Origin of the sequence: Rathayibacter tritici (assembly GCF_002932875.1) — a bacterium.
GTDB classification, from domain to species: Bacteria; Actinomycetota; Actinomycetes; order Actinomycetales; family Microbacteriaceae; genus Rathayibacter; species Rathayibacter tritici.
On sequence record NZ_PSWS01000051.1, the window covers coordinates 13379 to 34027 of the forward strand.

Sequence of the window (20649 nt, forward strand, 5' to 3'; positions counted from 1 at the left end):
AGGGGAACCCACCGCGTCGGCGGCACGCTCAGGCGTTCGCGCGCGAGGCCTCCACGACGGCGCGCGCAGCGCGGAGGGCCTGGTCGAGGTCGGCGCGGAGGTCGTCGATGTTCTCGAGGCCGACCGACAACCGCACCAGGCCCGGCGTGACTCCGGCCGTGAGCTGCTGCTCGGGCGAGAGCTGCGAGTGCGTGGTCGACGCGGGGTGGATGACCAGCGAGCGGACATCGCCGATGTTCGCGAGGTGCGAGAACAACTCCAGCGAGTCGACGAAGGCGCGACCAGCGTCCACTCCGCCCTTGAGCTCGAACGAGAGCACTGCGCCCACACCCTTCGGCGCGTAGCGGTTCGCTGCGGCGTACCAGGGCGAGGTCGGCAGGCCCGAATAGTTCACCGAGGCGATGTCCGAGTGGTTCTCCAGGTGCTCCGCGATCTCCTGCGCGTTCTGCACGTGGCGCTCGATCCGGAGCGAGAGGGTCTCGATGCCCTGGATGAGCTGCCAGGCGCTGGCCGGGGCGATCGAGGCGCCGAAATCGCGCAGCAGCTGCACGCGGGCTTTGATGATGTAGGCGAGGGAGTCGCCGACTGCCGCGGTGTAGACGGCGCCGTGGTACGACTCATCCGGTGTGGTCAGGCCGGGGAAGCGCTTGGCGTTCCTACTCCACGAGAAGCGGCCGCCGTCGACGATCGCGCCGCCGATGACCGTCCCGTGCCCGCCGAGGAACTTCGTCGCCGAGTGCACGATGATGTCCGCGCCGTGCTCGAAGGGGCGGATCAGGTACGGCGTCGCGATGGTGTTGTCCACGATCAGGGGCACGCCGGCGTCGTGTGCGACATCGGCGACAGTGCGGATGTCGAGGATGTTGATCTTGGGGTTGCCGACGGTCTCGGCGAAGAACAGCTTGGTGTTCGCTCGGACGGCGCGACGCCACTCCTCCTGGTCATCCTGGTTCTCGACGAAGGTGGTCTCGATGCCGAGCTTGGCGAGGGTGTACTTGAACAGGTTGTAGGTGCCGCCGTAGATCGAGGACGACGAGACGATGTGGTCGCCGGCCTGCGCGATGTTCAGCACGGCCGCGGTCTCGGCCGCCTGGCCCGACGCGAGCAGCAAGGCACCCGATCCGCCCTCGAGAGCCGTGAGGCGCTCCTCCACAACCGCCTGGGTCGGGTTCTGGATGCGCGTGTAAATGTTTCCGAACTCGGCGAGCGCGAAGAGGTTCTGCGCGTGCTCGGCACTGTCGAAGACGTAGGAGGTGGTCTGGTAGATCGGCGTCGCGCGGGCCCTGGTCACTGGGTCCGGTGCGGCTCCCGAGTGGATCTGCTTGGTCTCGAACTGCCACTTCTCGGAGTCGGTCATGATTCTTCCCATCGGATCGTCGGGGTCGAGGACGGGGCCGGTCTCCGTCGCGACGAGCGTACGCGCGCCCCTGAACGGCGGCCAGGGTCCCCGACACACGGGGTAACGCCGGTCAGCGTCGCTCGGGTTGCCGGTCGCGCTCGGCTCCGGTGGGGCCGGCGCGGTCCGGCCGCGCGTCGGCGTCCGGGGCGAACAGCCAGGCCGCGCGGGGCTCGACCAGCCGGTGGAAGACGGTGCGCGTCCAACCCAGCGAGAGGGCGATCGAGACGCCGATGCAGAACAGGATCATCAGCACCAGCGCGAGCGTGCTGTCGGTCCGGGACAGGACACCTGACTCCCGCAGCGGGTACAGGACGAAGCTGTGCAGCAGGTACACGTACATCGTCGAGCGGCCCCGCGCAGTGAACGGCGTGCGTCGGCGCGGAACGAGGGCGAACAGCGCGAGTGAGAGGACCGCGGCGGCCGCCATCAGCGCCAGGCGCACGAGGCCGGCCCACCACTGCGTCTCGCCGAGAGCGTCGTAGGGGCGGTCGTAGAAGAACCAGAACCGAAGGTCGGCCGCGCGGAACGCGTCGATGTTGACGCTCATCACGACCACCGCGACCGCGAAGAAGAGGACCGCGACGATCCGGACTCCGAGTACGCGCGCGGGCGGCTGTGCCAGCCATCGCGCGAACACGGAACGACCACCCGGTGTGACACCGCGCAGCCGCCAGCCGAAGATGAAGAACGGCATGATCCCGATCGCGCGCGCGAGCGAGAAGGTCGAGTCGATGTTGTCGTAGTAGCTGACCCCGACCGCGAGCACCACGCTGATCAGCAGCGGCCAGCGCAGCAGTGCCAGATAGGGGAGGACCAGGCGGAAGATGCCCAGAGCGAGCAAGAACCACAGCGTCCAGCTCGGCCTGGTCGGATTGAACTCCTGCTTGCCCTCGACCAGGAACTGCACGAGTGTCCAGATCGTCTCCATGATCAGGTAGGGCAGCAGGATGTCCGTCAGCACCCGGCGCATCGCCCGCGCGCTCGGCGCGCCACTCTGCGAGAAGTAGCCCGAGATGATCGCGAAAGCCGGCATGTGGAAGGAATAGATCACCAGGTAGACGATCAGCGCGGTGTCCGACTGGGCTGTCAGCCGTTGGATCCCGTGGCCGATCACGACGAGGGTCACGCAGAGAAAGCGCGCGTTGTCCCAGAGGGGCACTCGGCGCGAGGGAGCAGCGGCGGTCCCGGTGGTCGCGGGGGCCGGGTCGGCGGGCGGCACGCGGCCAGACTAGCGTTGGGCTGCGACGACGAAGTCGAGGGTGTCCGAGGCTTGACGGAAGGGAACGGGCGTGGATCGACGCGTTGTGGTGACAGGAGCGAGTTCGGGGATCGGAGCGGCGACGGTTCGCCTGTTCCGGCAGCACGGCTGGGAGGTCGTCGCTGTCGCTCGCCGCCGCGACCGACTCCAGGCGCTCGCCGCCCGGACGGGCGCCGGGTTCTTCGTCGCCGACCTCACCGACGCCGCCCAGGTCGACGCGCTCCGCGACCATCTGGCCGCGTCAGGGCCGGTACACGCCCTGGTGAACAACGCGGGCGTCGCGTTCGGACTCGACCCGATCGAGACGTCCGACGCCGAGGACTGGCGCCGTATGTTCGAGATCAATGTGCTGGCGGTCAAGCTGGTGACCAGCGCGCTGCTCCCGCTGCTGCGTGCGGGGATCCAGGGGAGCGGCTCCTCCGCCGACATCGTGACGGTCACGTCGATCGCCGGGCACACCGCCTACGAAGGCGGAGGCGGCTACAACGCCTCCAAATTCGCCGCGCACGCGCTCGTCTCCGTGCTGCGGCTCGAGCTGGCCGGGGAGCCGATCCGCGTGATCGAGATCGCCCCCGGGATGGTCGCCACCGACGAGTTCGCGCTGGTCCGCTTCCGCGGCGACCGCGAGCGCGCCGACGCCGTCTACGCGGGCGTCACCGATCCCCTCGTCGCCGAGGACGTCGCGGCCGCGATCGTCTCCGCCGTCGAGCTGCCAGCCCACATCAACCTCGACCTGGTGACCATCAAGCCGGTCGCCCAGGCGGCCGCGCACAAGGTGGCACGAAGGCCCCTGGCACCGCGCGCCTGACCGATGTGACGCGACGGCCCGCGACGGCCTAGCCTGTCCCTCATGGTTTCCGACGCCGACGACTCCGCCGCCCTCCTCGCCGCTACGGAGAAGGAGGTGCTTGGCTGGCTCGAATTCGGTGATGCAGCACGCCACTTGGCCGACGATGTGGTGGCGTCGGGCTACCGCCCGGAGCTGGTCGTCGCCATCGCCCGGGGCGGACTCCTGCTCGCGGGCGCGGTGGCCTACGCGCTCGGCATCAAGAGTTGCGGGGCATTGAACGTCGAGTTCTACACCGGCGTCGAGGCGCGTCTGGCGGAGCCCGTCGTGCTGCCGCCCCTGCTCGACGAGGCGTCGGTCCGCGGCAAGCGCATCCTCCTGGTCGACGACGTCTCCGACTCCGGCCACACCCTCGCCCTTTCGGTGACGCTCATTCGCGCGATGGGCGCCGAGGTGCGCACCGTCACCCTCTACACGAAGCCGCGTACCGTTCTCGAGCCCGACTTCTTCTGGCGCCGCACCCCGCGCTGGATCGTCTTCCCCTGGTCGGCTCTGCCCCCGGTGGACGGAGCTCTCGCCGAGGACGGCGAGTGAGCGTCCACCTGATCGGCGGCGGAGGCGGCGCCGAGCACGACCAGGAGTTGTACGGGGCGTTCCTGGCGGAGGCGCGCACGCACGCCCTCGACGCCGGTCGCATCGAAGGGCCGCGCATCGCGATCGTCGTCGTTCACGACGGGCTCGGTCCGGAGGCCTACTCCGGCTATGCGGCGCTGCTGGCGACGGTCGGCCCGCTCGACCCGCTCGCCGTGATGAAGCCGGAGGGCGGCAGGATCGACCCCTCGGTTCTCGACAATGTCGACGGCATCTTCGTCGGCGCAGGGCTCACCCCCGCCTACCGCGATGCGCTCCACGACTGCTTCCCGCGCCTGCGCGATCTTGTCTCCTCCGGCGTGCCCTACGCCGGCTATTCGGCGGGAGCGGCGGTCGCGGCCGACCGCGCGATCGTCGGCGGGCACCGGATCGGAGCGGTCGCGGTCGCCCCGGAGGCCGCGGCGGAGGAGCTCGACGAGGTGACGGTGCTCGAGGGCATCGGCCTCATCGACGTCTCGGTCGATGTGCACGCCGCGCAGTGGGGCACCCTCGGGCGCCTGGTCGCGGCCGTCGAGGCGGGCCTGGTCGACGGTGGTGTCGCGCTCGATGAGTCCACCGTGCTGATCGTGGGCACCGGCGCGTTGCGCGTGGGCGGCGCAGGATCGGTGTGGCGCGTGACCCGGAGCGATGCCGGAGTCGTCGTCGCGACGCTCGCGGCGGGCTGACTCGATGGATCTTCAGGAACTCGCCACCGCGGGACTGATCGATAAGGGCTGGGCCGACGCGCTCGCTCCCGTCGCCGGAGAAATCGCCGCGATGGGCGACGTCCTTCGCGCCGAGGTCGCGGCCGGCCGGCCCTACCTCCCGGCGGGCCGCGACGTCCTCCGCGCGTTCGCCGCTCCGCTCGCCGACGTGCGCGTCCTGATCGTCGGGCAGGATCCGTACCCCACGCCGGGGCATCCGATCGGCCTCTCCTTCGCCGTCGAGCGCCACGTGCGCCCGCTGCCGAGGAGCCTGCAGAACATCTACCGCGAGCTGCGCGACGACCTCGGCGTCGCACCGCCCCCGCACGGCGACCTCAGCGGATGGACATCGAGCGGAGTGATGCTGCTCAACCGCGTGCTCACCGTCGCTCCCGGAGCTCCCGCCTCGCATCGCGGCAAGGGCTGGGAGGTGGTCACCGAGCACGCCATCCGCACCCTTGCCGCGCGAGAGACGCCGCTGGTGGCGATCCTCTGGGGTCGCGACGCCGCGTCGCTCCGCCCGATGCTGGGACAGGCCGGAGTGATCGAGAGCGCGCATCCGAGCCCGCTGTCGGCCGCGCGCGGTTTCTTCGGCTCCCGGCCCTTCAGTCGAGCGAACGCGCTGCTGGTGGAGCGCGGCGCGGAGCCGGTCGACTGGAGCGCTCTCACGTGAGCGGGGCGGCGGCCACGGGGCCGCTACGCTGGCTCGGATCGATGGGTGGAGCCGAAGGGGACACGGATGCTTGAGGAAGAGTACGAGCAGAGGCGTGTCCTGCCGCCGCACCTGCGCAAGGCGCCGCCGCCCGAGCCCGACTTCTCGTTCGAGATCCGCGAGGCGCGCGACGTCGACCTGCCGGACATTCGGGAGATCTACAACCACTACGTCCGCAACACGGTGGTCACCTTCGACGAGGACGACTCGACGCTGAAGGAGTGGCGCACGAAGTTCTCGCGCAACCAGAAGCTCGGGCTCCCCTTCATCGTTGCCGTCTCGCCGTCGGGTCAGATCCTCGGCTACGCGATGGTCTCGCCGTGGTCGTCCAAGCGCGCCTACCGCTTCACCGTCGAGAATTCGATCTACCTGCGCGCGGCGTCGACGGGCAAGGGTCTGGGCAGGGCGCTGATGACCGAGCTGCTCGAGCGGGCCAGGGCGGTCGGAATCCGGCAGATCATGGCCGTCATCGCCGACAAGGGGGCGGAGGCATCGCTCGCGATGCACGCGCAGTTCGGTTTCGTCGAGGTCGGCCGAATGGGTCGAGTCGGCTTCAAGTTCGAGCGCTGGCTCAGCACGGTGCTGCTGCAGAAGACGCTCAAGTAGGCCGCCCCCGCCCCTGCGAATGCGCCTCATCGACAGGTGGCGGGCACCGGGTGCTCCCTACACTGGACCGCATGGAATGGCTCGTCCCGCTCATCGTCGTCGTCGCGCTCGTCGTCATCCTCGGGGTCTACCTCTGGGCGACGTACAACTCGCTGGTCACCCTCAACGTCCGTGTGGACGAGGCGTGGAGCGACATCACCGTTCAGCTGAAGCGGCGCGCCGATCTCATCCCGAACGTGATCGACTCCGTGAAGGGCTACGCCTCGCACGAGCGGCAGGTCTTCGAGTCGGTGACACAGGCGCGCGCCGAGACCCTGCAGGCGCAGGGTCCGGCGGAGGCCTCCGTCGCCGAGGACCACATGCAGAGCGCGCTGAAGTCGATCTTCGCGGTCGCAGAGGCCTACCCGCAGCTCCAGGCGAGCCAGAACTTCCTCCAGCTGCAGGGCGAGCTCGTCGACACCGAGGACAAGATCCAGTCGGCCCGTCGCTTCTACAACGGCGGAGTACGCGAGATGAACACCAAGGTGAAGGTGTTCCCTAACACGCTCTTCTCTCGCCGGCTCGGCTTCTCGGAGCGCGACTTCTTCGAGGTCGGCACTCTCGCCGCGATCTCGGAGCCCCCGCGCGTCCAGTTCTAGGCGGGTCCCATGTACCGTGCCATCGCCCGCAACAAGCGCAACACCGTCCTGATCCTCGTTCTCTTCCTGGCGATCATCGGCGGCCTGGGCGCCCTCGCCTCCGCGGTCTACCGCAGCACGGCGATCGTGGTGGTGGTGCTCGTGATCGCTGCCGCATACGCACTGTTCCAGTACTTCTTCGCCGCTGGACAGGCGGTCGCCCTGAGCGGAGGCGTGCCCGTCGAGAAGGCGCAAGAGCCGCGGCTGTACCGCATCGTCGAGAACCTCTCGATCGCGACCGGCACACCGATGCCGAAGGTCTACCTCATCGACGATCCTGCGCCCAACGCCTTCGCGACCGGTCGTGATCCGGAGCACGCCGTGGTTGCTGCAACGACCGGTCTCCTCGCGATCATGGACGACGCCGAGCTGGAGGGCGTGATGGCCCACGAACTCGGTCACGTCCGGAACTACGACATCCGCGTCTCGATGATTGTCTTCGGGCTCGTCGTAGCGGTCGGCTTCCTCTCGGACGCGTTCCTGCGTCTCGCGTTCTTCGGCCGCGGCGGCACCAACAACGGCGGAGGCAATCCGGCGCTCCTGATCGTCGGACTGGTGTCGATGGTCCTCGCGCCGATCGTCGCGACGGCGGTGCAGCTCTCCATCTCGCGCCAGCGCGAGTACCTCGCCGATGCCACCAGTGCTCTGACCACTCGCCATCCCGATGCTCTCGCCCGCGCCCTGCTCAAGCTGGAGTCCACGGGGCGGCCGATGCAGCGCCAGAACAGCTCGATGGCCCACCTCTGGATCGCCGATCCGTCGAAGCCGGGCGTCGTCGCGCGCCCCTTCGCGACCCACCCGCCGATCGCCGACCGCGTCGCCCGCCTCTCCGAGATGGGCTCGCGCTTCTAGGGAGTGTCTCCTCGTTCGTCGAGTCGGAGGAAAGGACGCGGAGCGGGTCATCTCGCTCGGCCTCACCGTCGACCCCTCCGGCTATCCGGGCGAACGTCCGCCACCTGTCCGCAGGCGGCGCTGACGTCGCCTCTCTCGAGGTGCCATGATTGCAGCGACGCTATGAGGCGCAGGCGAGGGAGCCCATGAGCACAGCACTGTCAGCTACCGCGATGTTCTGGATCGGCGTCAGCGGCGTATCGCTAGGTGTGACGTTCGGCCTGATAGTACCGATCTGGATCGCTCCCTACCAGGCGAACGGTTCTCCCACGATCAGCCAGATCCTTTCAACGATACCAGTGCTCAGTCGACTAGCAGAGGGAACGGGATACTCGTTCATCGCCGGAGCGTTTGTCGTACGTCATTTCGAGAACTGGCAAGCTACGGATGCTCGCCGTTCTGTTCATGTCATCGGGCGCACGGCTCGGAAAGACGACGCCTAGCGCGCGTGCACGAACTGCCCGCCCGCGCGCCCCCAAGCGGGACCTTGGGCTGAGTGCCGTCTGTGGCGGGGTGGGTCGGACGCCGGCCACGGGTGGTCGATCGCGTGAGGGCGAAGCGTGGCGACAATCAGAGGACGATCTCGCCTGCAACGACGCTCGTAGCGACGTCGGAGACGCGGGCCCCGTGGGATCGGGCGCGCTGACGCAGGACCTGCCAGGCAGTCTCCATATCGACGTCCTGGCTATGAGCGATGACTCCCTTGGCCTGCTCGATGACGATCCGGGTGTCGAGGGCATGCTGCAGGTGCTCGCGTGCGAGCGCGGATTCGCGGATCGCTCGCTCCTGGACGAGGCCGATCGTGGCGACGTCGGCAATGGTCTGCGCGGCGAGGACATCATCCCCGTCGAACTCGCCGGGCCGGTCTCTGAAGAAGTTGAGCGAGCCGATGGTGCTCTGGCGCAACCGCAGCGGCACGGCGTGCACCGACTCGTAGCCCGAGTTCCGTGCTGCTTCCGCGAATGCCGGCCATCGCGCGATGATGTCCTCCAGTGTTCCCGCGGTGACAACGCTGCCGGCGTGGTACGAGTCGACGCAGGGTCCGTCTCCCGCTGAGAGCTGGAGGACCTCGATGAGGTGAGTGCGCTCGCTGGTCGAGGCCATGACGACGAGCTCGTCATGCTCGTCGCCCAGGACGAGGCCGACATCGACGGCGTCGAAGATCATGGCGCACCGCTCGACGAGGTCGTGCAGGAACTCGACGATATCGAAGTCGTCGACAAGAGTGTCGGCAACCGCAGTGAGGGTCTCGAGAAGCAGCTGCGTGCGTTCGGGGGCAGACATGAAGAACCTACTTTCAGTGATCGTGGTCAGGGGAAAAGTCGAGGCGGCGGGCGACGACATCGGCGGCGACGTCCCGAAGAGTTCGGGAGTGGCTGTAGGCATATGCGCGCAGGATGAGCAGCGCGTCATCGGGGGCGGTTCCTGTCTGGCTGAGGATCATGCCGGTTGCCTGGTGGACCTCACGGCGTGCGAGCGACCCATCGCGTTCCCCCGCCCCGGACTGGGTTTCGGCGAGAGCGCGGGAGCTTACTGCGCGTCCCATCAGTGCGACGATGCTCTGAGCCAGCTTCACCGCGGTGTCGTCGGTGTGCTCTACGTCAGAGGCGAACAGCGTGACGGCGCCAATACGCAGTGGCCCGAATGACAGGGGTAGTGCAAGCACCGAGCACACGCCGGCGAGACCGAACGAGGACGCGAGAAAGGGCCAGCCGGGGTCGCTCCCCGTCTCGGCGAGAGAGGCGTGGACCGGCCTCCGGCTGCGGAAAGCGTCCCAGGCCGGCCCTTCACCCAGGTCGAGCTGCGCCTCGTCTAGTGAGGCGGCGCGGAGACTGCTCGACGCGAGCGTCTCGACATCGAACGGGGGGCCGAGAGAGGACGCGGCCGCCTCTTCGAAGGGAAGCAACGTGATCAGCGAAGCCAACATCACAGCGAGATCCTCGGTATCGCTCACTGCAGCCGCGTCATCAGTGGGGGGACGGTAGGAATGATGAGTCATCGGTTGATCGACTCGATGGGTGTTGCCTTCAGCTGGCCCGGCTCGCGGCTGTGCTCATCCGAGAGGTTCAGGCCGATGCCCAGCGGCATACCGGTCGAGATCCAGACAGAATGCCGGCCGGAGCCCGTCTCCCTGCTCGGCAGCCACGAAAGGTAGAAAGGCTCTGAACGGCGAGGTTTCAGGCCCACCACGATCTCAACATGAGTGAAAAGCCGGTCGTCGAAATCGAACGACCGTTGGTCGTCGTGCAGAACGCCCATCCCAGGACCTCTCGTCTCAGCAGACTCGCCGGGGTCATGGGCGGAAGTGACTCAGTGTGACAGACGAATGGGCCCTGCTCCCACAATCGGGTGAAACCGGTGCGGAGGGAACCCTCGAGTCGGCTCCGCGTGGTTCCCGATGCAGTGGGTGCCGCGAGGCTCGGCGCGGGGCTATCGCCGCGACCCTCCCGCCCCTACGCTGACCCTCAGCGACCCTGACTTCGCCGCTGATCACCGAGGGACGATCAGGAGCGGAGTCGTGAGGATGGCACCAACCCAGCCGGATCCACCGAGCGCCTCATCTGAACCGGATGGAGCGGACGCTGAGACCGTCCGTATCCTCTAGGCTCTCCTCGAGGCTCTCGAAGAGCCAGGAGGCGTTCACCCCGCGCTCGCTCTCCTTGTCGAAGACTCAGCACGAGCTCTGCTCGGTCTCGAACCCGTCGTCCCGTCAGGACCACGGCTTCTGCACGGCATCGAGCGCCCGGCGAAGGGCTGACTCAGCGACAGCGGCCGAGACGGCGTCTCGTGAACGCTGCAGCCGGGGCGCGCGGAATCCATCGTGGCGCATATCGGCTTTTTCGTTCAAGACGGTCGTAACCCGCTACGGTCCGGAGATGAAGAGAATCACGTACAGCGGGGGATCGATCGTCACGAGCAACGCGATCACAGCCGCTCTGCTCGAGTACACAACCACCGTCGCCGACGCAGAGAACAGCACGACCGTCGAGATTACGGTGCTGGAGGAGAACGGCGAGACCTCCGTGCACACCCTTCTCTTGAGCCCCGCCAGCCAGTTCGATGTCGCCGATGTGGGGGGTGTCGCCGCGGAGGCGGAGGCGGATCGATTCCCGCTCCCCGTGATGCCGAAGGTCGGAATCACGGGAACGGTCGAGAGCAACGGAGACGCCGCTCGCACTGCCGACGACATCAACTCAGTCATGGATCGTATCGAGCACGGATTGGGTCAGTAGTCATGGGGAAATTCATCTACGGCACGCCCTCCATTTCCGTCGATTTTGACGATCGTGTCCTCGCGCATCTGAAAGCCGCGATTATGGCCAAAGTGCGGCGGGGCGAGAGCTTCATGTTCTCGTGGGAGTACACCCGGGAATCCGGTTCGGGACACAGCACGATCTGGATCCACCCGGCGATTCCGTTGCAATTCGACTATTTCGGTGGCCGCGAGCCGCGCCTCAATCGGGCCTGGATCGAACAGCTTGTGCGGCTCTCCAACTCGCCCGCAGGCCTGCGGGTGATACCCGAGCCGCCCGAGGTCGCCTAGGCCGTCGCCGTCGCCTAGGCCGTCGCCGTGGTGCGCGTGGCGACGGATCGCTGCAGCGACCTCGGCCGCTACGGCGACTGCAGGGCGGGCGAGCATCGCGGCGACCCCGTTGAAGTGCCCTCCGGTCCGGTCAGATGGCGGCGGTGACGACGACGGCGTCGGTGGTGAAGTGTGTCTCAGCGCTGGTCCGGCTGCATTGGTAAGGTGTGCTCGCCCAGGGGGACTGCCCCGCACGGGCGCCCTGCCTCGGGGAGGTCTCGTTCGCACGTCGATGCAACGGCCGAGTCCTGGGTAGGGCCAGCAGCCGCTCTCAGCATCGTTCAGCCGTCTCCCGGCTCTGGTGATGAGCCCGACGTCAAGGATGCATATGCGCCTCTCTCTCCTCCCCGGACACCGACGTGGACGGTTCACGGCTCGCCTGCTCGTCATGGCCTGCGCCATCGCCGCAACGGTGGGAGGTTCCAGCTTCAGTGGCATCGGAGTTCAGGCCGCGGATGCCTCACCCCTGACGTCCGAGCGTCTCGACGGAACCTCGACGGACGCCGATGCTGTTACGGGTACAAGCTTCTCCGACGAGGAGGACGCTGCCTCAGCCGCGTACTGGACGCCCGAACGCATGCAGAAGGCAGAGGCGGCCCCTGCGGACGGCCCCGACGCCGCCGCGAGCCTGGCACAGTCCAGCGGAGTAACGCACCACGAGCCCGTCTACTGGATCGGGCGGTTGTACTTCGTTCGCGGAGGACTCGAGGGGTCGTGCACGGGATCCGTCGTCAAGTCGGACTCTCGGCTCGTCGTGGCCACTGCAGCTCACTGTCTCTCCTTCGACCGTGAATTCGCGACCAACCTGCGGTTTATCCCCGCCTGGGACGGAGCGAACAAGCCGCTTCTCACCTGGGGTGCTGACTTCTACCAGGTCACGGCCTCGTGGCAGGCATCGATGGACGCTCAGCATGACACCGCCTTCATCAAGATGAAGCCTCGGGAGGATTGGGACGGGAAGAAGACGTACCTGTCTGATGTCGCCGGTGCCCCTCGGGTGGACTTTGCTCTCGCAACTCCGGGCCTGCACTATGAGATGTTCGGTTACTCCCAGGTCTCTGGCTACACGCCGGCCCCCCTCGTCACCTGCTCGGGTGAGGGCGGCCGTTTCATCGGATCTCCTCGGCGCCTGGGCCTTATGCAGTGCCAGTTCCCGCCCGGATCCTCGGGAGGGCCCGTGTACCACGCCTCCACGCGCGGTCCGAACGGAACGCAGGTCGGCAACACGAGTTCCGTCCAGACCCTGGGGAATACTGTTATCTCCTGGTTCGTACCCTGGGGCAGCGAGGAAGAGACCGCATACAAGAACGTCGACACGTTCGTCGGCTGATGCCGCTCGAGGAGCGCGATGACCTCTCGGTGATCGGTGCATCCGCATCGACCGTCAGGATCCACGTCGCGGCGGACTCCGGCAGGTGGACGAGCGGGGGAGACTTCGGTTGATCAGAGCCTGAGGATCGGAGGAGCCGGGACACTGCGCCGCTGAGCGCTAGTACGCTCTCGCCCTCAGCGCGACGGCGAGGTCGGCGGCGAGGTCGCCCCGCCCGACGACCTCGACGGCGTCGAGCCCCTGCCAGGCGGAGGCCTCGGCGAGCAGCACGGCCAGCCTCTCGGCCGTATCGGCCGGTGCCCCCGGCTCCCGCCACGCCGCCTGCACGAGCAGGACCCGGCTCCGCCGATCGCTCTTGAGGTCCACCCGCGCGGCGATCACGTCGTCGAGCAGGACCGGAAGGACGTAATAGCCGTGCACCCGCTGCTCGGCCGGCGTGTAAATCTCGATCCGGTAGTGGAACCCGAAGAACAGCTCCGCGCGCGGACGATGCCAGACGACGGGGTCGAAGGGTGAGAGCAGCGCGTCCGCCCGGAGCGTGCGGGGGCGGCGGGCTTCGACGTGCCGCCAGAGCGGGATCGGGCGCCCGCCGCGCTCCCAGCCGCGCACCTCGACGCGCTCGAGCTCGCCCGCCTCGACCAGTTCGTCGACCGCGACGCGGGTGGGTGCCTGGAGCAGTCGGTGGTAGTCGGCCAGGTCGCCGAGGGTCGCGATGCCGTGCGCCCGCGCGGCCCGCCGCACGAGTTCACGGACAGCATCCGGGAGAGCGACCTCGGCCTCCAGCACCTCGCGCGGGAGCAGCTGCGAGGCCAAGCCGTAGGAGCGCTCGAAGCGCGTCCGCCCCGCCGTCACCACTTCGCCCCAGCGGAACAGGACCTCGAGACCCCGCTTGATGTCGGACCACCCCCACCAGGGTCCGGTGCGGACGTTGGCCTCGTGCTCGATCTCGGAGGCTCGCAGCGGGCCGTCGGCGAGTGCCGCCCGCAGCCAGTCGAGGGTAGCGCGGTTCTCTGCGGCCCAGCCCTCGTGCTCGGGGAGGCGGACGAAGCGGTACTGCTGCATCCGCCAGCGGTAGAGCGGGAGGTCTTCGCGGCGGACGAGGGCCGCCTCGTGCGCCCAGTACTCGAGGTAGTGACCGCCGGGTGAGAAGGCGGCCGCGTCGAGGAGGGAGCGGTCGTAGGGGCCGAGGCGCGCGAGCAGCGGCAGGTAGTGGCTCCGCTCGAAGACGTTGACTGAGTCGAGCTGCAGCGGGCGGATGCGGTCGACGGCGGCGCGGATCTGCCGCGCGCCCACTCTTGAGGGCCGGGGTGCGCCGAAGCCCTGCGCGACCAGGGCGATCCGGCGCGCGAGCGCGGGGGAGAGCTGCTCGGTCATGGTCTGCTCACGCTAGCGAACACCTCCGACATCGTTGTCACCGATTCGGCGCCCGGCGTTCGCCCGGCATTCACCGGCGCGTACCCTCGCCGTTTCGCACCGCTCCTAGCGTGCCCGAGGTCGTCCCACCGGGTCGACCCAGCCGACTCCTGGAGGACCCTTGACCATTCAGCGACTCTCGCGCACCGCCGCCGTCACCGCGGCCGGCACCGCTCTCGTCCTCGCGCTCTCTGCCTGTTCCGGCGGCGTGACCGCCTCCACGGAAGGCTCCAGCGCGGCGGCCGCGTCCGCCACGTCCGCCGCCGACCTGGGCGGACTCGACGCCCTGGTCGAGGCCGCGAAGGCCGAGGGGCAGCTCAGCGTGATCGCCCTGTCCGACACCTGGGCGAACTACGGCAAGCTGATCAGCGGCTTCGAGAACACGTACGGCATCACCGTGAACGCCGCCGACCCCGACGCCTCCTCGGCCGAGGAGATCAGCACGGCGAAGAACCTCGCCGGTCAGGACACCGCTCCTGACGTGTTCGACCTGGGACCGGCCATCGCACTGGCCAACACCGACATGTTCGCCCGGTACAAGGTCGAAGCGTGGGACGACATTCCGGAGGGGAACAAGGAGCAGTCGGGCCTCTGGGTGAACGACTACACCGGGCTGATGTCGATCGGCTACGACGCGGCGGCCGTGCCCGCGCCGACGTCGCTCCAGGACCTCCTCGGCTCCGGCTACCGCGGCTCGGTCGCGATCAACGGCGACCCGACCCAGGCCGGCGCCGCCGCCGCCGCGGTAGAGCTCGCGGCCCTCCAGACCGGCGGATCCGCCGCCGACGTCCAACCCGGGATCGACTTCTTCCACACGCTCAACGACGCCGGGAACTTCCTACCGCTGGACCCGACCGAGGCCACGATCGCCTCCGGTGAAACCCCGGTGGTCTTCGACTGGAGCTACAACAATCTCGCGGCGGGTACGGCGAATGCGGGCAGTCGTGAGTGGAGCACGACCGTTCTGCCGGGCGCGGCTGTCGGCAGCTACTACAGCCAGGCGATCAACGCCCACGCCCCGCATCCCGCGGCCGCACGGCTCTGGCAGGAGTACCTCTACTCCGATGCGGCGCAGAACCTCTACCTCGCTGCCGGTGCGTACCCGGTGCGCCTGGCCGCGATGACTGAGGCCGGCACGCTCGACCAGGGCGCGCTCGCCGCCGTCGGCGCTGCTCCCTCCGACCTGGTCCAGTTCACCGAGGAGCAGACGAAGGCCGCCTCGTCGCTCCTGGCCGAGAAGTGGGCTGCGGCGATCCAGGGATGAGCGCTCGTGCCGAAGCCGTTCCCGCCGCGCCGCTGGTCCGGGGACGGCGCAGCGCTCCGGCCGTGCTGGGTGTGGCCCCCTTCGCGCTCTACGTCCTGCTGTTCCTGGCCGTGCCCACCGTCCTCGTGGTGATGACCGGATTCACGGACGGCGAGGGCCGCTTCACCCTCACGAACCTCCAGGCGCTCGGCGACCCCGTCGTCCTCTCCGCCTTTGGCGCGTCGCTCGGGCTCTCGGCGGTCACTGCCGTGGTGGGCGCGGTCCTGGGCGCCGTCGTCTGCCTGGCGCTGGTGGGTTCGGATCCGCGCGGCCCGCTGCGCACCGTGGTCGACGCGGCGGCGAGCGTGCTCGCGCAGTTCGGTGGCGTGATGCTGGCGTTCGCGTTCATCGCGACGATCGGCGCGCAGGGGCTGGTGACCACCCTGCTCGCCGGAGCGGGGGTCGACCTGTACTCCGACGGGGTGTGGCTCTACCAGCTCCCCGGGCTCGTGCTGCCCTACCTCTCCTTCCAGGTCCCGCTGATGGTGCTGACCTTCCTCCCCGCGCTCGAGGGATTGCGCCCCGAATGGGCCGAGGCGAACGCCGTACTCGGCGGCGGCTGGCTCGGCTACTGGCTCCACGTCGCGGGTCCGGTGCTGGCCCCCTCGTTCCTCGGCTGTGTGTTGCTGCTGTTCGCGAACGCGTTCTCGTCCTTCGCCACGGCGGCGGCGCTGATCAGCCAGGGCGCGCAGATCGTGCCGCTGCAGATCCGCGCGGCGCTGGTCAGCGAGACGGTGCTGGGGCGGGAGAACCGTGCCGGCGTGCTCGCGCTCGGGATGCTCGCGGTGATGGTCGTGCTGATGTCCGGGTACGCCCTGCTGCAGCGCCGGACTCGGCGGTGGCAGCGGTGAGGCCGTCGCGGCTCCTCGCTCGGACGGTGCTGGTCGTCACCGGGCTCGTCTTCGCGGTCCCGCTGGTCGCGATGGCCGAGTTCACCCTCCGCGGCCCCGGCGGCTACGACCTCTCGCACTGGACGGCGATCCTCGATCCCGGACACGAGCGGGCGTACCGCTCCCTGTTCCAGGGGATCGGCAACTCGCTGATTCTCGCCGTCGTCACCGCCGTGATCGTCCTCGTGCTGCTGGTGCCGACGATGCTGCTCGTCGAGATCCGGCTCCCGCGGCTGCGCCGTGCTCTGGAGTTGGTGTGCCTGCTGCCGCTGACGGTGCCCGCGATCGTGCTGGTCGTCGGGTTGGCGCCGGTTTACTCCGTGGTCACCCGGCTCGCTGGTTCTGCACCCTGGACGCTCGCGCTGGCCTACGGCGTGCTGGTCCTGCCCTACGCCTACCGTGCGGTCGCGGCCGATCTCGCCGGACTCGACGCCGTGACGCTCTCGGAGGCCGCTCGCTCGCTCGGTGCGGGCCCGCTCGCCGTGCTCGGGAGGGTGCTCCTGCCCAATCTGCGCCGCGGCCTCGTCGCCGCCGCGCTGATCACGGTCGCGGTGGTCCTGGGCGAATACACGATCGCCTCGCTGCTCAGCCGCACGACCCTGCAGACCGCACTGGTGCAGGTCTCGAAGTCGGACGCCTACGTCGCCGTGATCTTCTCGCTGCTCTCCCTCCTCTTCGCCTTCGCCCTCCTCCTCGGGATCGGCCGCCTCGCGCGGATCGGTCTGCCGGTGGGCGCGGCGCGCTCCTCGAAAGGCTCCTCGTGACCGCTCCCACCCTGCCCGGCGCCCGCGTGCGCTTTGTCGACGTGGAGCGGCACTACGGCTCAGCGCGCGCCCTGGACGGCGTCTCGTTCGACGTGGCGCCGGGGGAGTTCGTCGCCCTGCTCGGCCCGTCCGGCTGCGGCAAGACGACGGCACTGCGGGCCCTCAGCGGGCTCGAGCGGATCGACGCGGGCCGCATCCTCGTCGACGAGGAGGACATCGCGCAGGTCCCCGCGGCGAAGCGCGACATGGGCATGGTCTTCCAGTCGTACTCGCTCTTCCCGCACCTGCGGGCGCGCGAGAACGTCGAGTTCGGGCTGCGCACCCGCGGAGTGGCCGCCCGGGAGCGGCGCTCGGCCGCGCAGGAGGCCCTGGACGTCGTCGGCCTCGGCGGGCTCGGCGAGCGCTACGCTCACGAGCTCTCCGGCGGACAGCAGCAGCGCGTGGCGCTCGCGCGCGCCCTGGTCACCCGGCCGCGGGTGCTGCTGCTCGACGAGCCGCTGTCGGCGCTGGACGCGAAGGTCCGGGTACAGCTGCGCGACGAGATCAAGCGGCTCCAGTCCGAGATCGGGATCACCACCTTCTTCGTCACCCACGATCAGGAGGAGGCCCTCGCCGTCGCCGATCGGGTCGCGGTGATGAGCGCCGGCCGCATCGAGCAGCTGGGCGCGCCCGAGGACCTCTACGCGCGTCCGGCGACGGCTTTCGTCGCCCACTTCGTCGGCCTCTCGAACGTCGTCGCGGGTGCGGTCGCCGAAGGAACCGTCACCGCTCTAGGCACCCGGCTGCCGCTGGTCGACCGGGCGGCTCCGAGCGGACCGGTCTCGGTCTTCCTCCGCCCTGAGGACCTCGAGATCGTGGCCGAGGGTGCGCCTGACGCGCTCGTCGGCGCGGTCCTCGCCTCCAGCTTTCTCGGGCCGGTTCGCCGCTCGAGGGTGCTGCTGTCCACCGGCGAGGAGCTGGTCGTGCAGCACCCGTCGGGGCAGCGGCTCGAACCGGGGCAGCGCGTCGGCGTTCTGCTCGCGCGCCGGCCGGTCGCAGTGCGCGCTCACCGAGACGAGGTGCCGTCGACCGCCACCGGCTGAGCACGCCGGGGGGATGCCGCGCGGGGAATGCACCGGGGCCTATTCTGGGCAGATGAGACTCGGCAGGTCCCGCCGCACCTCCGGCCCGCGCGCCGGTGAGCCCGCGGCGCCTGCCGCTGCCACCGCTTCGAATCGGTCGGCATCAATCCCCGACTCCGCCTTCGTGAGCGATGGGATGCGCATCGCCGGTGCGTGGGCATGGCGCGTTCTGGTCGTGGTCGCGGCGCTGGCCGTGCTCGCGCTGCTGGTGATCGAGCTCCGGCTGATCGTCATCCCGCTGCTGGTCGCCATTGTGATCGCGGCGCTCCTCATCCCGTTCTCCAGCTTCCTCCAGCGTCATCGCTGGCCCAAATGGGCGGCCGTGGTGGTCGCGGAGCTCGGGATCGTGCTCGTGATCGGCGGGCTGCTCTTCCTCGTCGTCACCCAGGTCTACTCCGGCTTCGACGACCTCGGCCGTCAGACAGTGCAGTCCTACGCTGACTTCACGGTCTTTCTCCGGGAGTCGCCGCTCCACCTCACTGAGAGCGACATCAACCAGTACGCGCAGCAGGCCCTCACAGCGCTGCAGCAGGACTCCGGGATACTGGTCAGCGGGGCACTCAGTGTCGGCTCCACCGTCGGTCATGTGCTGGCCGGCGTCCTGCTCACCCTGTTCTCCACCCTGTTCATCTTGATCGACGGGCCGAACATCTGGAGCTGGGTCGTCCGCCTCTTCCCGCGTCGTGCTCGCGGAGCCGTGGACGGTGCGGGACGCGCCGGTTGGGTGACCCTCACCAACTTCGTCAAGGTCCAGATCCTCGTCGCGTTCGTCGATGCGCTCGGTATCGGCCTCGGTGCCTTCTTCCTCGGCGTCCCGCTCGCGATCCCGATCGGTGTGCTCGTCTTCCTCGGCTCCTTCGTGCCCGTCATCGGCGCCGTGGCGACCGGGGCGCTCGCCGTGTTCGTCGCACTGGTCTACAACGGCCCGCTGATCGCCCTCATCCTGCTGATCGTCGTGCTCGGCGTGCAGCAGCTCGAGGGCCATATCCTGCAGCCGCTGATCATGGGCTCGGCGGTGAAGGTGCATCCGCTGGCCGTCGTGCTCGCCGTAGCCGGAGGATCGATCGTCGCCGGGATCGCCGGCGCGTTCTTCGCCGTGCCGTTCGTGGCCACGCTCAACGTCATGGTCAACTACGTTGCGAGCGGAGCCTGGCGCTCGCCCGCCCGAACCCCCGAGAGAGTTGCCGCAGAGCATGCAGACTAGTCACGTCGTCGGTCCCGCGCTGCACGAGTACGAAGCGGCCCGCGCCGTCCTCGCCCCCGTCATCGCCGCCACTCCGATGGAGACGAGCACGTTCCTCGCGCAGGTCCTCGGCTCGCCCGTATTCCTGAAGTGCGAGAATCTTCAGCGCACCGGCTCGTACAAGATCCGCGGAGCGGTGTTCCGGATGTCGCGGCTCACGCCGGAGGAGCGCGCCCGCGGCGTCGTCGCGGCGTCGGCCGGTAACCACGCTCAGGGCGTCGCCTTCGCGGCGAGGGAGCTCGGGATCAAGGCCACGATCTTCATGCCGATCGGCGTCGCGCTGCCTAAGCTCGCGGCCACCCGCGACTACGGAGCTGACGTCGTGTTGAGCGGTCACATCTTCAACGAGGCGCTCGCGGCGGCGGCCGAGTTCGCCGAGCGCACCGGCGCCGTCTTCGTACCGCCGTACGATCACCCGGACGTCATCACCGGGCAGGGCACGGTCGGCCTCGAGATCCTCGAGCAGGCACCCTCCGTCGACACGATCGTGGTGCCGATCGGCGGCGGCGGCTTGATCGCCGGAGTCGCGTCGGCGGCCAAGCAGAAGGCGGCAGAGGCCGGGCGCACCCTCCGCGTGATCGGTGTGCAGGCCGCCAACGCGGCTCCGTATCCGCTCTCGCTCGCGAGCGGAGAGCCGACCGCGATCACAATCTCTCCGACCATCGCCGACGGCATCGCGGTGGCGAAGCCGGGTCAGCTGAACTTCGCGATCATCCGCGAGACGGTGGACGAGGTCGTCACCGTGGAGGACGACGATATCGCCCGGGCGTTGCTGGTGCTGCTGGAGCGGGCGAAGCTCGTGGTGGAGCCCGCCGGTGCCGTGGGCATCGCGGCGATCCTGACGGGGAAGATCCGCGATGCGGGGGCGACCGTGGTGATCCTCTCCGGCGGGAACATCGATCCGCTGATGATGGAGCGGGTGATCAGCCGGGGCCTGGCCGCCTCGGAGCGCTACCTCAAGATGAGCATCGGCCTGCCGGATCGACCGGGGCAGCTCGCCCGCATCGCTGAGCTGATCTCGGAGGCCAATGCCAACGTGGTCGAGGTGTTGCACACCCGGCATGGTCGCGGCTTGCAGATCAGCGAGGTCGAGATCGAGATCAGTGTCGAGACCCGCGGCCCGGAGCACGCCGACCGCGTCATCCAGGTCCTCACCGACGCCGGCTACGCCCCCCGCATCTCCCGCGGCTGAGCCGCCCGGCCCCGGAAGGCCGGTCCAGCCGCTCCAGCAGCCAGCGTGGGCTCTTCTGCCGTACTCACGTCTGGACGCGCGTACCGCCGCCCTCCCCGATGGCGCGCGAAACGTCGCCGCCCGCCGTGGTGTGTTCGTGGTCCGCG

The 20649-nt window shown here is 69.1% G+C and carries 23 protein-coding genes; 17 read left to right on the forward strand and 6 right to left on the reverse strand.

Annotation, left to right across the window (positions count from 1 at the left end; genetic code table 11):
- Positions 1-28: 28 nt before the first annotated feature.
- Together C5D07_RS08275 and C5D07_RS08280 are read right to left on the reverse strand one after the other, a co-directional pair.
- Positions 29-1357, reverse strand: a complete 1329-nt coding sequence (locus C5D07_RS08275) for a bifunctional o-acetylhomoserine/o-acetylserine sulfhydrylase (protein WP_104259110.1) — start codon at positions 1355-1357, stop codon at positions 29-31.
- A gap of 112 nt (positions 1358-1469) precedes the next feature.
- The gene (locus tag C5D07_RS08280) at positions 1470-2618 is read right to left on the reverse strand and encodes an acyltransferase family protein (RefSeq protein ID WP_249028204.1); all 1149 of its coding nucleotides are present in this window, start codon (positions 2616-2618) and stop codon (positions 1470-1472) included.
- A 70-nt stretch (positions 2619-2688) separates the two neighbouring features.
- Between C5D07_RS08280 and C5D07_RS08285 the strand changes: the two genes are divergently transcribed.
- The 8 genes from C5D07_RS08285 to C5D07_RS15325 all read left to right on the forward strand — a co-directional run bounded on the left by C5D07_RS08285 (position 2689) and on the right by C5D07_RS15325 (position 8107).
- Positions 2689-3465: an SDR family oxidoreductase gene (locus C5D07_RS08285; protein ID WP_249028205.1), complete on the forward strand. Its 777-nt coding sequence runs from the start codon at positions 2689-2691 to the stop codon at positions 3463-3465.
- Positions 3466-3507: 42 nt separating this feature from the next.
- Entirely contained in the window at positions 3508-4038 is a 531-nt protein-coding gene (locus tag C5D07_RS08290; RefSeq protein WP_068254299.1) for a phosphoribosyltransferase, read from the forward strand.
- Positions 4035-4760, forward strand: coding sequence for a type 1 glutamine amidotransferase family protein (locus C5D07_RS08295; RefSeq protein WP_084415942.1), 726 nt, complete (start codon positions 4035-4037; stop codon positions 4758-4760). The genes C5D07_RS08290 and C5D07_RS08295 overlap by 4 nt, the downstream gene beginning before the upstream one ends.
- A 4-nt stretch (positions 4761-4764) precedes the next feature.
- A complete protein-coding gene (locus C5D07_RS08300; protein WP_237358158.1) occupies positions 4765-5451 on the forward strand; it encodes a uracil-DNA glycosylase in 687 nt (228 codons plus the stop codon).
- 66 nt (positions 5452-5517) lie between these two features.
- Positions 5518-6096, forward strand: a complete 579-nt coding sequence (locus C5D07_RS08305) for a GNAT family N-acetyltransferase (protein ID WP_104259111.1) — start codon at positions 5518-5520, stop codon at positions 6094-6096.
- A gap of 71 nt (positions 6097-6167) precedes the next feature.
- A complete protein-coding gene (locus C5D07_RS08310) occupies positions 6168-6734 on the forward strand; it encodes a LemA family protein (protein ID WP_104259112.1) in 567 nt (188 codons plus the stop codon).
- A 9-nt stretch (positions 6735-6743) separates the two neighbouring features.
- Positions 6744-7625: a M48 family metalloprotease gene (locus C5D07_RS08315; RefSeq protein ID WP_104259113.1), complete on the forward strand. Its 882-nt coding sequence runs from the start codon at positions 6744-6746 to the stop codon at positions 7623-7625.
- A 185-nt stretch (positions 7626-7810) separates the two neighbouring features.
- Positions 7811-8107 carry a hypothetical protein gene (locus C5D07_RS15325; protein ID WP_146076699.1) on the forward strand — a complete coding sequence of 99 codons (297 nt, stop codon included), beginning with the start codon at positions 7811-7813 and terminating at the stop codon, positions 8105-8107.
- 127 nt (positions 8108-8234) lie between these two features.
- On the opposite strand, the gene C5D07_RS08320 is transcribed toward C5D07_RS15325, so the two are convergent.
- The 3 genes from C5D07_RS08320 to C5D07_RS08330 form a co-directional block, all read right to left on the reverse strand.
- Positions 8235-8948, reverse strand: a complete 714-nt coding sequence (locus C5D07_RS08320) for a GAF and ANTAR domain-containing protein (RefSeq protein WP_104259114.1) — start codon at positions 8946-8948, stop codon at positions 8235-8237.
- A 13-nt stretch (positions 8949-8961) separates the two neighbouring features.
- Positions 8962-9591: a GAF and ANTAR domain-containing protein gene (locus tag C5D07_RS08325; RefSeq protein ID WP_249028206.1), complete on the reverse strand. Its 630-nt coding sequence runs from the start codon at positions 9589-9591 to the stop codon at positions 8962-8964.
- A gap of 68 nt (positions 9592-9659) precedes the next feature.
- Positions 9660-9923 carry a DUF7882 family protein gene (locus tag C5D07_RS08330; protein WP_068254283.1) on the reverse strand — a complete coding sequence of 88 codons (264 nt, stop codon included), beginning with the start codon at positions 9921-9923 and terminating at the stop codon, positions 9660-9662.
- A 311-nt stretch (positions 9924-10234) separates the two neighbouring features.
- Here C5D07_RS08330 and C5D07_RS15330 point away from each other — a divergent pair, with 311 nt between their 5' ends.
- From C5D07_RS15330 to C5D07_RS08345, 3 genes are all read left to right on the forward strand, one after another.
- Positions 10235-10897 (forward strand): hypothetical protein, encoded by a 663-nt coding sequence (locus C5D07_RS15330; protein WP_146076698.1) that lies wholly within the window; start codon positions 10235-10237, stop codon positions 10895-10897.
- Positions 10898-10899: 2 nt separating this feature from the next.
- Positions 10900-11208, forward strand: coding sequence for a DUF7882 family protein (locus tag C5D07_RS08340; RefSeq protein ID WP_104259117.1), 309 nt, complete (start codon positions 10900-10902; stop codon positions 11206-11208).
- 427 nt (positions 11209-11635) lie between these two features.
- Entirely contained in the window at positions 11636-12577 is a 942-nt protein-coding gene (locus tag C5D07_RS08345) for a trypsin-like serine peptidase (RefSeq protein WP_146076697.1), read from the forward strand.
- Between the two features lie 159 nt (positions 12578-12736).
- Here the strand turns inward: C5D07_RS08345 and C5D07_RS08350 are convergent, their stop codons facing one another.
- Complete coding sequence (locus tag C5D07_RS08350; protein WP_068254278.1) at positions 12737-13951, reverse strand: winged helix-turn-helix domain-containing protein; 1215 nt, start codon at positions 13949-13951, stop codon at positions 12737-12739.
- A gap of 160 nt (positions 13952-14111) precedes the next feature.
- On the opposite strand from C5D07_RS08350, the gene C5D07_RS08355 reads away from it, so the two are divergent.
- The 6 genes from C5D07_RS08355 to ilvA are packed head-to-tail and all read left to right on the forward strand — an operon-like array spanning position 14112 to position 20503.
- Positions 14112-15254 carry an ABC transporter substrate-binding protein gene (locus tag C5D07_RS08355; protein ID WP_373408357.1) on the forward strand — a complete coding sequence of 381 codons (1143 nt, stop codon included), beginning with the start codon at positions 14112-14114 and terminating at the stop codon, positions 15252-15254.
- On the forward strand, positions 15251-16144 hold the full coding sequence (locus C5D07_RS08360; RefSeq protein WP_104259119.1) for an ABC transporter permease: 894 nt from the start codon (positions 15251-15253) through the stop codon (positions 16142-16144). The genes C5D07_RS08355 and C5D07_RS08360 overlap by 4 nt, the downstream gene beginning before the upstream one ends.
- The gene (locus C5D07_RS08365; protein WP_068254275.1) at positions 16132-16947 is read left to right on the forward strand and encodes an ABC transporter permease; all 816 of its coding nucleotides are present in this window, start codon (positions 16132-16134) and stop codon (positions 16945-16947) included. Before C5D07_RS08360 ends, C5D07_RS08365 begins: the two co-directional genes overlap by 13 nt.
- Positions 16944-18029, forward strand: a complete 1086-nt coding sequence (locus tag C5D07_RS08370; protein ID WP_068254272.1) for an ABC transporter ATP-binding protein — start codon at positions 16944-16946, stop codon at positions 18027-18029. The genes C5D07_RS08365 and C5D07_RS08370 overlap by 4 nt, the downstream gene beginning before the upstream one ends.
- Before the next feature lie 52 nt (positions 18030-18081).
- Complete coding sequence (locus tag C5D07_RS08375; RefSeq protein WP_068254270.1) at positions 18082-19272, forward strand: AI-2E family transporter; 1191 nt, start codon at positions 18082-18084, stop codon at positions 19270-19272.
- Positions 19262-20503, forward strand: coding sequence for a threonine ammonia-lyase (gene ilvA, locus C5D07_RS08380; protein WP_068254268.1), 1242 nt, complete (start codon positions 19262-19264; stop codon positions 20501-20503). Before C5D07_RS08375 ends, ilvA begins: the two co-directional genes overlap by 11 nt.
- Positions 20504-20649: the final 146 nt, after the last annotated feature.

Excerpts from the sequence above, each read along its gene's own strand:
- C5D07_RS08275 (WP_104259110.1), bottom strand. The coding sequence starts at position 1,357 with ATGACCGACTCCGAGAAGTGGCAGTTCGAGACCAAGCAGATCCACTCG.
- C5D07_RS08290 (WP_068254299.1), top strand. The coding sequence starts at position 3,508 with ATGGTTTCCGACGCCGACGACTCCGCCGCCCTCCTCGCCGCTACGGAG.
- C5D07_RS08300 (WP_237358158.1), top strand. The coding sequence starts at position 4,765 with ATGGATCTTCAGGAACTCGCCACCGCGGGACTGATCGATAAGGGCTGG.
- C5D07_RS08305 (WP_104259111.1), top strand. The coding sequence starts at position 5,518 with ATGCTTGAGGAAGAGTACGAGCAGAGGCGTGTCCTGCCGCCGCACCTG.
- C5D07_RS08310 (WP_104259112.1), top strand. The coding sequence starts at position 6,168 with ATGGAATGGCTCGTCCCGCTCATCGTCGTCGTCGCGCTCGTCGTCATC.
- C5D07_RS08315 (WP_104259113.1), top strand. The coding sequence starts at position 6,744 with ATGTACCGTGCCATCGCCCGCAACAAGCGCAACACCGTCCTGATCCTC.
- C5D07_RS15325 (WP_146076699.1), top strand. The coding sequence starts at position 7,811 with ATGAGCACAGCACTGTCAGCTACCGCGATGTTCTGGATCGGCGTCAGC.
- C5D07_RS08320 (WP_104259114.1), bottom strand. The coding sequence starts at position 8,948 with ATGTCTGCCCCCGAACGCACGCAGCTGCTTCTCGAGACCCTCACTGCG.
- C5D07_RS08325 (WP_249028206.1), bottom strand. The coding sequence starts at position 9,591 with ATGTTGGCTTCGCTGATCACGTTGCTTCCCTTCGAAGAGGCGGCCGCG.
- C5D07_RS08330 (WP_068254283.1), bottom strand. The coding sequence starts at position 9,923 with ATGGGCGTTCTGCACGACGACCAACGGTCGTTCGATTTCGACGACCGG.
- C5D07_RS15330 (WP_146076698.1), top strand. The coding sequence starts at position 10,235 with ATGGAGCGGACGCTGAGACCGTCCGTATCCTCTAGGCTCTCCTCGAGG.
- C5D07_RS08340 (WP_104259117.1), top strand. The coding sequence starts at position 10,900 with ATGGGGAAATTCATCTACGGCACGCCCTCCATTTCCGTCGATTTTGAC.
- C5D07_RS08345 (WP_146076697.1), top strand. The coding sequence starts at position 11,636 with ATGGCCTGCGCCATCGCCGCAACGGTGGGAGGTTCCAGCTTCAGTGGC.
- C5D07_RS08350 (WP_068254278.1), bottom strand. The coding sequence starts at position 13,951 with ATGACCGAGCAGCTCTCCCCCGCGCTCGCGCGCCGGATCGCCCTGGTC.
- C5D07_RS08360 (WP_104259119.1), top strand. The coding sequence starts at position 15,251 with ATGAGCGCTCGTGCCGAAGCCGTTCCCGCCGCGCCGCTGGTCCGGGGA.
- C5D07_RS08375 (WP_068254270.1), top strand. The coding sequence starts at position 18,082 with ATGAGACTCGGCAGGTCCCGCCGCACCTCCGGCCCGCGCGCCGGTGAG.
- ilvA (WP_068254268.1), top strand. The coding sequence starts at position 19,262 with ATGCAGACTAGTCACGTCGTCGGTCCCGCGCTGCACGAGTACGAAGCG.